At 73.6% G+C, this 10,443-nt stretch carries 10 protein-coding genes; 5 read left to right on the top strand and 5 right to left on the bottom strand.

The annotated features are described in order from the left end of the window. Positions 1–121 precede the first annotated feature (121 nt). Complete coding sequence (locus tag ACIQUT_RS36350; protein WP_403569493.1) at positions 122–697, bottom strand: cob(I)yrinic acid a,c-diamide adenosyltransferase; 576 nt, start codon at positions 695–697, stop codon at positions 122–124. Between the two features lie 196 nt (positions 698–893). Between ACIQUT_RS36350 and ACIQUT_RS36345 the strand changes: the two genes are divergently transcribed. From ACIQUT_RS36345 to ACIQUT_RS36335, 3 genes are all read left to right on the top strand, one after another. Beyond that, positions 894–1,742 carry a 3-hydroxyacyl-CoA dehydrogenase family protein gene (locus tag ACIQUT_RS36345; protein WP_403569491.1) on the top strand — a complete coding sequence of 283 codons (849 nt, stop codon included), beginning with the start codon at positions 894–896 and terminating at the stop codon, positions 1,740–1,742. A 195-nt stretch (positions 1,743–1,937) separates the two neighbouring features. Then, positions 1,938–2,261: an STAS domain-containing protein gene (locus tag ACIQUT_RS36340; protein ID WP_403569490.1), complete on the top strand. Its 324-nt coding sequence runs from the start codon at positions 1,938–1,940 to the stop codon at positions 2,259–2,261. Between the two features lie 185 nt (positions 2,262–2,446). Beyond that, positions 2,447–5,050 (top strand): ATP-binding protein, encoded by a 2,604-nt coding sequence (locus tag ACIQUT_RS36335; RefSeq protein WP_403569488.1) that lies wholly within the window; start codon positions 2,447–2,449, stop codon positions 5,048–5,050. A 94-nt stretch (positions 5,051–5,144) separates the two neighbouring features. On the opposite strand, the gene nucS is transcribed toward ACIQUT_RS36335, so the two are convergent. After that, complete coding sequence (gene nucS, locus ACIQUT_RS36330) at positions 5,145–5,816, bottom strand: endonuclease NucS (RefSeq protein ID WP_179173237.1); 672 nt, start codon at positions 5,814–5,816, stop codon at positions 5,145–5,147. Positions 5,817–6,036: 220 nt separating this feature from the next. Here nucS and ACIQUT_RS36325 point away from each other — a divergent pair, with 220 nt between their 5' ends. Continuing rightward, positions 6,037–6,429: an SCO5389 family protein gene (locus ACIQUT_RS36325; RefSeq protein WP_403569486.1), complete on the top strand. Its 393-nt coding sequence runs from the start codon at positions 6,037–6,039 to the stop codon at positions 6,427–6,429. Positions 6,430–6,598: 169 nt separating this feature from the next. Here ACIQUT_RS36325 and ACIQUT_RS36320 read toward each other — a convergent pair whose 3' ends face one another. After that, entirely contained in the window at positions 6,599–7,618 is a 1,020-nt protein-coding gene (locus ACIQUT_RS36320; protein ID WP_403569485.1) for an LLM class flavin-dependent oxidoreductase, read from the bottom strand. Between the two features lie 240 nt (positions 7,619–7,858). Between ACIQUT_RS36320 and ACIQUT_RS36315 the strand changes: the two genes are divergently transcribed. After that, positions 7,859–8,212: an ATP/GTP-binding protein gene (locus tag ACIQUT_RS36315; RefSeq protein WP_403569483.1), complete on the top strand. Its 354-nt coding sequence runs from the start codon at positions 7,859–7,861 to the stop codon at positions 8,210–8,212. A gap of 22 nt (positions 8,213–8,234) precedes the next feature. Here ACIQUT_RS36315 and ACIQUT_RS36310 read toward each other — a convergent pair whose 3' ends face one another. Next, entirely contained in the window at positions 8,235–9,128 is an 894-nt protein-coding gene (locus ACIQUT_RS36310; protein ID WP_403569482.1) for an ABC transporter permease subunit, read from the bottom strand. After that, the gene (locus ACIQUT_RS36305; RefSeq protein WP_403569480.1) at positions 9,125–10,252 is read right to left on the bottom strand and encodes an ABC transporter ATP-binding protein; all 1,128 of its coding nucleotides are present in this window, start codon (positions 10,250–10,252) and stop codon (positions 9,125–9,127) included. Before ACIQUT_RS36305 ends, ACIQUT_RS36310 begins: the two co-directional genes overlap by 4 nt. Positions 10,253–10,443 lie beyond the last annotated feature (191 nt).

The following is a 10,443-nucleotide window of genomic DNA, read 5'->3' as shown; positions in this document are numbered from 1 at the left end:
CCAATGGCTGCACACCTACAATCACCACCGCGGACACACCGCGCTCGCAGGCAAACCACCCGCCAGCCGCGTCCCCAACCTCACTGGGCAATACAGCTAGTGCTCTGACCGGAGCGGAGTGCTAGCCGCGCTCGCCGCCCGGTACCCACAGCACGTCCCCGACCTCCTTGTTGGCCGTACGGGCCAGGATGAACAGGAGGTCGGAGAGGCGGTTGAGGTAGGTGGCGGTCAGCGGGTTCATGATCTCGCCGTGCGCCTCCAGCGCCGCCCAGGTGGAGCGCTCGGCGCGGCGGACCACGGTGCACGCCTGGTGCAGCAGCGCCGCGCCGGGGGTGCCGCCGGGCAGGATGAAGCTGCGCAGCTTCTCCAGCTCCGCGTTGAAGCGGTCGCAGTCGGCCTCCAGCTTGTCCACGTACGCCTGCTCGATGCGCAGCGGCGGGTACTCCGGGTCCTCCACGACCGGGGTGCACAGGTCCGCGCCGACGTCGAACAGGTCGTTCTGCACGCGGACGAGGACCTTCACCACGTCCTCCGGGAGGCCGCCGAGGGCGATCGCCGTGCCGAGGGCCGCGTTGGCCTCGTTCGCGTCGGCGTACGCCGAGATCCGCAGGTCGGTCTTGGCGGTCCGGCTCATGTCGCCGAGGGCGGTCGTGCCCTTGTCGCCGGTGCGGGTGTAGATGCGCGTGAGGTTCACCATGCGGTCCAGCGTAGTGAGCCCCGCCGGAGGGCGGAAAGCGAACTCGGCGGCGGGCGCGGAGCGGTGGGCCGTCCGGTGTGATGTCCGTCATCTGAGACGTGACGCGTGTTACTTCACGGTCACACCGCCCCTCATGCCCGCTAGTCTCCGGCCGAGAGGCTACGAGACTGGCCGTTTGAAGAACGAGGGGTGTGCAGTGGCTGGGAAGCTCGCCGTCATCGGTGCGGGGCTGATGGGGTCCGGAATCGCTCAGGTCTCCGCTCAGGCGGGGTGGGACGTGGTGCTGCGGGACGTCACCGACGCCGCGCTGACCCGCGGGACCGACGGCATAAAGGCCTCGTACGACAAGTTCGTCTCCAAGGGCAGGATGACGGCCGAGGACGCCGAGGCCGCGCTCGCCCGCATCACGACGACCACCGACCTGGACGCGGTCGCCGACGTCGACATCGTCGTCGAGGCCGTCTTCGAGAAGCTGGAAGTCAAGCACGACATCTTCCGCACGCTCGACAAGCTCGTCCGCGAGGACACGATCCTCGCCTCCAACACCTCCGCCATCCCGATCACCAAGATCGCCGCGGTGACGGAGCGTCCGGAGCGGGTCGTCGGCGCGCACTTCTTCTCGCCCGTCCCGATGATGCAGCTGTGCGAGCTCGTCCGCGGCTACAAGACCAGCGACGAGACCCTCGCCGCCACCCGGGCCTTCGCCGAGTCCGTGGGCAAGACCTGCATCGTCGTCAACCGCGACGTCGCCGGCTTCGTGACGACCCGTCTGATTTCGGCCCTCGTCGTCGAGGCCGCGAAGCTGTACGAATCGGGCGTCGCGTCCGCCGAGGACATCGACATCGCCTGCAAGCTCGGCTTCGGCCACGCGATGGGTCCGCTGGCCACGGCCGACCTGACCGGCGTCGACATCCTGCTGCACGCCACCAGCAACATCTACACCGAGTCCCAGGACGAGAAGTTCGCGCCGCCGGAGCTGATGCGCCGCATGGTGGACGCCGGGGACTTCGGCCGCAAGACCGGCCAGGGCTTCTACAAGCACTGAGCCACCGGAGGCGGGGCCGCCTCCGGGACCGGGCGCCACTGAGCACCAGTTCGAACACTCCGCCTCACGAGTGATTTTGGTATCGGTTCGCTCACGGTCGGCAACTTCACCGCCCATGCGGCAGTCAGTTCCAGTGAAAGTTGCCGACCACGGACCAGTCGGACCATGCGTACGCAAGGACTGCCGGGAGCGCATATGCACATCAGGGGCGACCACGCCGAACTCGCTGTCGGGGGCCGCCTCGACGTGCGCAGCGCGGCGGACGCCCGTGCGGCCCTGCACACCGCCCTCGACGACGGCCGCGGCGACCTCGTCCTCGACCTCACCGGGCTCGACTCCTGGGACGCGACCGGCCTCGGCGTGATCATGGGAGCCCACCGGCGGGCCGGCCGCGCGGGGCGCCGGCTCGTCCTGCGCGGCGTGCCGCCGCAGATGCAGCGACTGCTCGTCGCCACCCGCCTCCACCGGATCCTCGCCATCGAGGGCGGCCTGGAAGCGGAATCCCTCCCGAGGGTCTGACAGCCCCCGCCGACCGCTTTGTCCTGCCGAAACGTAACGGTCCGGCGGATAACAGACCCCTGCGGTTCCGATTGCCGTCGGCCACCGTCTAGGGTCGGGCGGAGGCCTGACCCGTAACCACCAGCGGAATGTGCGAAGGCCGTACAGCACGGCAAGGGCGCAGGACGCGATCGGGGGACATGGTCATGGACCGCACGCAGGGGCAGGCCGAACCGGCGGAGCGCGCCGCTGCGGGCTCCGGACCGCACACGGCATCCACCCCCGTGGCCCGGATCACCACCCTCACCGCGGGCGAGTACACCCTCAACGTCAACCCGGTCGACGGCAGCGAGATCCAGCCCCGCCGGCCCGGCACCGCAGCCGCCCGCCCCGCGCGGCGCGACGCGGCCGCCCGCCGCGAGCAGGACGCCGCCGCCCGCCCGCCCGTACTGCCCGGCCCCGCCGGCTTCACGGCGCCGCTCCTCGCGCGCGAGGAGGAACGGGAGCGCCTCGCAGGGCTGCTGGGCCGCGGCCGCTCCGTACGGCTGACCGGACCCGCCGGATCCGGGCGCACCTCCCTGCTCGACGCGGTCGCCGCCGACTGCGCCGGACTCGCCCCGGACGGCGTCGTCCGGCTCTCCGGGTACGGGCACCAGCAGCCGGCCGAGCTGCTGCACGCGCTCCACGCGGCCGTGTACGACGCCTCGGACGAGCGCCCCGAACGGGACGAACTCCTCGCCCGCGTACGGGACATCGGGGCCATCGTGCTCCTCGACGACCTGGAGACGGGCGGCAGCGCCCTGGAAGAGCTGCTGCGGGCCACCCCCGAATGCGCCTACCTGCTCGCCGCCGGCCCCGACACCGAACCCTCCGACGACGCGCACCTGGAGGAGGTCTTCCTCGGCGGCCTGAGCCGCTCCGACTGCCTGCAGCTGCTCGAAGCGGGCGTCGGCCGGCCGCTGACCGACGAGGAGACCGCCTGGGCGGACGACCTGCGCTTCGCCTCCGAGGGGCTGCCGCTGCGCTTCGTCCAGGCCGCCGCGCTGCTGCGCCGCCGCGACGAGCTCAACCGGGGCCGCATCCAGGACGAGGACGAGGAGCCCGGCGTCTTCGAGGCGCGGCCCCGCGACACCGGCGCCGTACCGCTGCCGACGCTCGCCGAGGGCGCGGCCCCGGCGGAGCTGCTGGCCTCCCGGGTCAGCGAGTCGGCCCGGGCCGCACTGCGGATCGCGTGCGCGCTCGGCGGGGAGTTCCCGCACCACGCCCACCTGCCGGCGCTCGTGGGGGACACCCATGCCGACGCGGCCGTCGCCGAACTGCTCGGCAGCGGGCTCATCACCCCCGTCGGGCCGCGGTACCGGCTGGCCGCCGGCGTCGCCCGCCAGCTGGAGGAGGCCGGCTACGCGGACACCGCCGCGGAGGAGGCCCGTACGGCCGCCCGCCACTACGCCTGGTGGACCGGGCACTCCTCGGTGACCCCGGCACGGGTCGCGGCCGAGGCGGACGCGGTGCTGTCGGCCCTGGGCGGCGCCGATGTGGTGGCCGCCGTCCTGCTGGCCCGCAGCGCGGCGCCCGCGTTCGCGGCCTCGCGGCACTGGGAGGCGTGGGAGCGGGTGCTGCGCGCCGGAGCCGAGGCCGCGCGGAAGGCGGGGGAGGTCGCCGAGCAGGCGTACTTCCACCACGAGCTGGGTGTGCTCGCCCTGTGCGAGGGGCGGCTGGACCGGGCGCGCGCCGAACTGGAGGCGTCGATCGGGCTGAAGGGCGCCCTCGCGGACAAGCGGGGCACCGTGGCGGGCCGGCGGGCGCTGGCGCTGGTCACCGACCGCGAGGCGGCGGGCGTGGCCGGGTCGCCGCCGCTGCGGCTGGAGGCCCCCGCCGACGCGCCCGCACCGGCACCGGCCGCGGCACCGGCGCGTTCGGCTGCGGCCGCGGCACCGGCGCGTTCGGCTGCGGCTCCGGCTCCGGCACCGGCGCGCTCTGCCGCGCCGTCGGCGGGCCCGGCCGCGTCCGCCGCTTCGTTCGCGTCCCTGTCCAAGCCTTCGGCCCCGGCCGCTGCCCGGTCCGTGACCCCGGCCGCTGCCCGCCCCGGGGTGGCGGCGCCCGCGTCCGAGGCGGCGACGGCGGCGCTGCCCGCGTCGGAGGCCGTCACCACCGCGCTGCCCGCGACCGGGGCGGCGACCACCGCGGTGCCGGTGATCCGCCGGAACGTGGCGCCGGCCAGCCTGTCGGAGGTTTTCGAGGAGGCCTTCCCCCTCGACCCGAAGCCGACCGCGCCGACGCGCCCGGTCCCGCCGCCGCTCATACCGCCCCGCCCCGTGCCGCGCCCGGACCGGCAGCGCCGCAAGCCGGTGCTGCTCGCGGCCGCCGGAGTCCTGGCCGCGGTGGTGCTGGGCACGGTGGTGGGTCTGGCGATGATCTCGTCCGAGCCGGAGGAGCCCGGCAGCGGTCCGGTGACCCAGTCGACTCCCGCCCCGGCCGATCCGGGCACGGCGAGCACCCGGGGGAACGATCCTGCACCGCAGCCGGGGGCTTCCGAGCCGGCCGCCGCGCGATCCGGGTCCGCCCGGCCCGGCCAGAGCGCCGCCCCGTCCGCATCGGGTTCCGCCGCTCCCTCGCGCCGGCCCTCCCCGGCGGTGCCGGCGCCGCAGCCGCCCTCGTCGGCGAAGCCGACGCCCACCTCCCCGGCCCCCAGCCCGAGCGCCACGCCGTCCCCGTCGCAGTCCCCGGTCTCGACCCCGACGGTCACCACGACCGCCGGGACCGGTCCGGCCATGACGGCCTCCGGGACCGGCCCGGCCGCCACGCCCTGAGCGCCCCGAAGGGGCGCGGGGAACTGCGCGACCGGCCACCGTCGGGCCGCGGACGATCGCCGGCCGATCGCGGCACCTCCCGCGGAGCGTTCGGCTAGAACAGCCGGAGCTTGTCGTCCTCGATGCCGCGCAGGGCGTCGTAGTCCAGCACGACGCACTCCATGCCGCGGTCCGTGGCCAGCACGCGCGCCTGCGGCTTGATCTCCTGGGCCGCGAACACGCCCCGGACCGGGGCCAGGTGCGGATCGCGGTTGAGCAGCTCCAGGTAGCGGGTCAGCTGCTCGACGCCGTCGATCTCGCCGCGGCGCTTGATCTCGACCGCCACCGTCGCGCCGTCGGCGTCCCGGCACAGGATGTCGACCGGGCCGATCGCCGTCATGTACTCGCGGCGGATCAGGGTGTAGCCCTCGCCCAGCGTGTCGATGCGGTCGGCCAGCAGCTCCTGGAGGTGCGCCTCGACGCCGTCCTTGATGAGGCCGGGGTCGACGCCCAGCTCGTGGGAGGAGTCGTGGAGGACTTCCTCCATGGTGATGATGAGCTTCTCGCCCGCCTTGTTGACGACGGTCCAGACGCCGGCCTCGTCCCCGGTCCCCTCCTTGAGGGTGCACGGGGGCGACATCCAGTTGAGCGGTTTGTACGCCCGGTCGTCCGCGTGGATGGAGACACTGCCGTCAGCCTTCACGAGGATCAGACGGGGTGCCGAGGGCAGATGGGCGGTGAGCCGGCCCGCGTAGTCGACGGAGCAGCGGGCAATGACGAGACGCATGGTCGGCAACGCTACTCGACCGACCCGCCTCCACGCGATTCGCCCCCGAAAGCCCCGTTCGCCGATGGCGCGTTGTATGCGCATTCTCCTGGTGCGGCACCCAGCGGGCGCCTACCGTGGAAGCAGGAGGTCGCCGGGCGTGCACACTGCGTCGCCGATCCCCTTCCCTGCCCGTAAGACTCCGGCTACCCAGAGGACCGGGGTCGCGAGAGGAGAACCCATGTCGCTCGACGTCTCACCGGCCCTACTCGAACAGGCCGAGCGAGGCGAGGTCGACGAAGCCGCCTTCGTCGACTGCGTCCGGACCTCCCTGCCCTTCGCATGGGAGATGATCAGCTCGCTCGTGGCACAGCTGAAGGTGGACGGCGGGGACTTCGCCGACAACCAGACGCCGCCGCCCGACGAGCACGCGCGCGGGCAGCTGCTGCGCGCGCTCGCGAGCGACGCGATACGGGGTGCGCTGCAGCGGCACTTCGGGGTGCGCCTGGCCTTCCAGAACTGCCACCGCGTGGCGGTGTTCCCGCTGGACGCGTCCGTGGACGACCGGCTCGCCAGGTTCACGTCGGTCCGCGCCCAGCTGCTCAACCAGTCGCCGGAGCTCCGGGACTGCTAGCCCGGCCCCCGGCACCGCCGCCGGCCCGACCCGTACGACCTGCACGACCGTACTTTCGCTGCCGCTCCGTATCGGGGGAGGTGCCACGGATACCGGAGCGGCAGCCCAGGCAAGGAGGGCAGGCCGGTGCCAGGACCCGCGCAGGGCGCGGGCCCGGGCCGGGGAGGCCTCAGCCGATGCGGGGCAGCACCTCGGCACCCAGGCGCCGTACGTTCTCCTCGGTCGCGGCGAGGTCGCCCGAGCCCTCCGTCAGCAGGGCGAACCGTGTGATGCCGGTGCGTTCGGCCGTCGCGGCCAGCCGGTCCGCCGCCCGCCGCGGGGTGCCCACCGGGTGCAGGTCGCAGAGCAGCTCGGTGTAGGCGGCGGGATCCCGCATCGTGCGCATGCGGCCGTCCACCGTCACATGCGCCTCCAGGCCCTGCTTCAGCCAGCCCGGCATCGCCTTCATCAGGGTTTCGCGTGCGTCCGCGGTGCGGTCCGCGAGCTGGCAGACGCCCGCCGACACGTGCGGGGCGTGCGGGTCGCGGCCGGCCGCGGCGGCGGTACGCCGGTACAGCGCGACCATGGCCGCCTTGTCCTCGTCCCCGCAGTGCATGCCCAGCAGCATCGGCAGCCCCCGCTCCGCGGCGAGCCGCACCGACGCGGGGGACGTGCAGGCGACGATCACTTCCGGCCCTGATCCGTCGCCGTCCAGTGCCTCCGCCGGGCGCGGTACGACGGCCACCCGGCGGAAGACGTGCCGCTCGCCGAGGGCGGACACCCGGGGCTCGGTCAGCCAGCGCCGGAGCAGGTCCAGGTCCTCGGGGAAGCCGTTCTCGTACGCGCGCAGGCCGGCGCCGAAGACCTCCAGGTCCACCCAGGGGCCGCCCCGGCCCACCCCGAGGGTGAACCGGCCGCCCGAGACGAGGTGCAGGAGCGCCGCCTGCTCGCCGAGGGCCACCGGGTGCGTGTTCGGCAGCACGCTCACGGCCGTGCCCACCCGCAGCCGCCGCGTCCGGCCCAGCAGCAGGGCCGCCAGGGTCACCGCCGAGGGGCACACCCCGTACGGGACGAAGTGGTGTTCGGCGAGCCACACGGAGTCGAGCCCGGCCTCCTCCGCCACCTCCGCCGTGCGCACCGCCCGGTGCAGTGTCTCCCCCTGGCCCTGGCCCGGGAACTGGGCCGCCACTACAAACGCTCCTACGCGCATCGCCTTAGCCTCCTCGTTGGCTGACGCGGCCTCCCCAGGTGCGACCGGTGCTTCTGTTGGCAACAACGTCTGACACGTGCCAAAGGCACGGCCTGACAGGAAAGTTATTGGGATAGTCAGGTCGGTGGCCCTCGGCGGGCGGTCCGTCTCCTGGCTCTCTCCGCCACCCTGCGTGGAGGCGCCCCCGCTGCGCGTAGTCTGGGAGGAAGTCACTGCCGTCCGCCCACTCGTGAGGTATACGTGTCACCGCGCCACAACCGCCCCAAGGGCGGCGGGAAGTCAGCCGGCCGTGCGGCGGAGGGCTCCGGCTCCGGCCCCGGTCCGGCGGCGGCCGACCGGTTCGGCCTGGAGCGCACCGAGGAGTACCTCGGCGAGGAGTGGAAGGTCCGGCACGTCGCGGGCGCGAGCGCGGTGGGCAAGCGCTACCGCTGCCCGGGCTGCGACCAGGAGATCCCCTCCGGCACCCCGCACCTGGTGGCCTGGCCGGAGTACGGCGGAGTGGACGACCGCCGGCACTGGCACAAGGCGTGCTGGAACGCGAAGGACCGCCGCACCACACGGGTGCAGCGGTCCAGGAACGCCCCCAGGCACTAGCAGGGGACGGCGGGCGGCGGGCCTACACGTCGCGGCGGCCGACCAGCACGTACGAGCCCGCCACCGCGGCGCCCGTCACCAGCAGGATCAGCAGTACGTGGGACCAGTCGCTCGGGAGCCGCTCCCCCTCGATCCCGTTGGGCACGCCGAACAGCTGCATCAGCGCGACCGGGGCGTTGTACTCGAGGATCGTGCGGCCGACCGGGGCCAGGCGCTCCCAGGTGGTGAGCATCCCCCCGAGCACCGGCGGGACGGTGACCAGCCCCAGCATCACGGCGATGGCCCCGGCGGAGTGCCGCAGCATCGCGCCGACGGCGAGGCCGAGCACCCCGAGGAGGGTGACGTACGCGCAGCCGGCCAGGGTGTGGAGCCACTCCCCGGGGCTGTTCCGCCCGCCGGGGCCGCTGAGCAGGATCAGGGAGGCGAAGCCGACCACCGCGACCGAGCCGGCGATGGAGGCGAAGGCGACCCCGGCGAAGACGAGGTACTTCGCGGTGAGCACGCGGGCCCGGCCGGGCGCCGCGGTGAAGGTCGTCCGGATCAGCCCGGTCCCGTACTCGGAAGTGATCGTCAGGACGCCGAGGGCCATGACGGCGACCTGGCCGATCAGCAGCCCGAACAGGGCGGGCGCGGTCGGCGGCGTGAGCGTGTCGCCGGTGTTGCGGAGTTCGAAGACGGCGAGCAGCCCGATGCCGACGACGAGTGCGACGAGGGAGCCGAGCGTGAACAGGGTGGAGCGCACCGAGGCCAGCTTGGTCCACTCCGAGGCGAGGGCGTGGCCCAGGTGCGGCCGGGGCGTGGGCAGCGGCGAGACGTAGCCCTCCGGTCGGTCCTTCGCCTGCTCCTTTGCCTGGTCCTTCGCCTGCTCCTTCGCCTGGTCCTTCGGCTGGTCCGCGGTCGACGTGGGGCCGGTCATCGGGTGTCCTTGCGCGTGTCCGTGGGGGCGTTCTTGGCGGTGGCGGCGAGCTCGCCGGGGCTGGCGGGCATCAGGAAGGGCTGCCCGCCCGCGCCGGGCGGCGGGGGAGCGAAGAAACCATCCTGCGGGACCTCGGGCGCCGGGGGCTCGTCCTCCCATTCGGGCAGGGCCAGCGGGTCCGGCTCCCACAGTTCCGCCCGCGGGTCCTCGGTGGAGGTGTACTCGACGGAGGACTGGGTCAGCCGCATGTACGCCTCCTCCAGCGAGGCCCGGTGCGGGGACAGCTCCCACAGCCGTACGCCGGCCTCGTGGGCGAGGTCCGAGATGTGCGGCAGCTCCAGGCCGGTCACCCGCAGCGCCCCGTCGGGCTCCTGGAGCACCCGGCCGCCCGCCCTGGTCAGGGCCGCTGCCAGCGTGTTCCGGCCATCCGCTGCCGGTCCGGCCGCGCGGACCCGCGCGAATCCGGCCGAGTTGTGGGCGATGAACTCCTGGGTGCCCATGTCGGCGAGGAGCCGGCCGCGGCCGATCACGATGAGGTGGTCGGCGGTCAGGGCCATCTCGCTCATCAGGTGCGAGGAGACGAAGACGGTGCGGCCTTCGGCGGCGAGTCGGCGCATGAGGTTGCGGACCCAGAGGATGCCCTCGGGGTCGAGCCCGTTGACCGGTTCGTCGAAGAGGAGCACCTGGGGGTCGCCGAGCAGGGCGGTGGCGATGCCGAGCCGCTGGCCCATGCCGAGGGAGAAGCCCTTCGTGCGCTGCCGGGCCACGTCCTGGAGGCCGACCACGGCCAGCACCTCGTCCACCCGGCGCTCGGGGATGCCGGACAGCTGGGCGATGGAGAGCAGGTGGGTGCGGGCCCGGCGGCCGCCGTGCACGGCCTTGGCGTCGAGGAGGGCCCCGACGTGCCGCTGGGCGTTGGGCAGCTCGCGGAAGGGGCGGCCGTTGATCGTGACATGGCCGGACGTGGGCCGGTCCAGGCCGAGGATCATGCGCATGGTGGTGGACTTGCCGGAGCCGTTGGGGCCCAGGAAGCCGGTCACGTGACCGGGCCTGACCTGGAAGGACAGCTGGTCGACGGCGGTCTTGGCACCGAAGCGCTTGGTCAGCCCGACTGCCTCGATCATTCCTCTGCCCCTTGCCCGGTGGACGGCTTTCGTCCGAGTTAAGGATTAAGAGGATATCGAGGAGGCTCCGGTTCCATCCCCGGCCGAACCCCGATCTGTCCCTGACACCGACCCCGGGAAGACCCGTAGTACGGGGGGTGTCCGCCCTGAGGCGGATCGTGAAGCGGGGTCCGTCCTGAGACGGACCCCAC

Source organism: Streptomyces sp. NPDC090445 (genome assembly GCF_044769385.1).
In the GTDB taxonomy this organism is placed as follows: Bacteria; Actinomycetota; Actinomycetes; order Streptomycetales; family Streptomycetaceae; genus Streptomyces.
Note: the sequence above shows the minus strand (reverse complement) of the source record. Positions and strands in the feature narration are given on the sequence as shown.

Coding starts and splice junctions, on each gene's coding strand:
- ACIQUT_RS36350 (WP_403569493.1), bottom strand. CDS start 697: ATGGTGAACCTCACGCGCATCTACACCCGCACCGGCGACAAGGGCACG.
- ACIQUT_RS36340 (WP_403569490.1), top strand. CDS start 1,938: ATGCACATCAGGGGCGACCACGCCGAACTCGCTGTCGGGGGCCGCCTC.
- ACIQUT_RS36335 (WP_403569488.1), top strand. CDS start 2,447: ATGGACCGCACGCAGGGGCAGGCCGAACCGGCGGAGCGCGCCGCTGCG.
- nucS (WP_179173237.1), bottom strand. CDS start 5,816: ATGCGTCTCGTCATTGCCCGCTGCTCCGTCGACTACGCGGGCCGGCTC.
- ACIQUT_RS36325 (WP_403569486.1), top strand. CDS start 6,037: ATGTCGCTCGACGTCTCACCGGCCCTACTCGAACAGGCCGAGCGAGGC.
- ACIQUT_RS36320 (WP_403569485.1), bottom strand. CDS start 7,618: ATGCGCGTAGGAGCGTTTGTAGTGGCGGCCCAGTTCCCGGGCCAGGGC.
- ACIQUT_RS36310 (WP_403569482.1), bottom strand. CDS start 9,128: ATGACCGGCCCCACGTCGACCGCGGACCAGCCGAAGGACCAGGCGAAG.
- ACIQUT_RS36305 (WP_403569480.1), bottom strand. CDS start 10,252: ATGATCGAGGCAGTCGGGCTGACCAAGCGCTTCGGTGCCAAGACCGCC.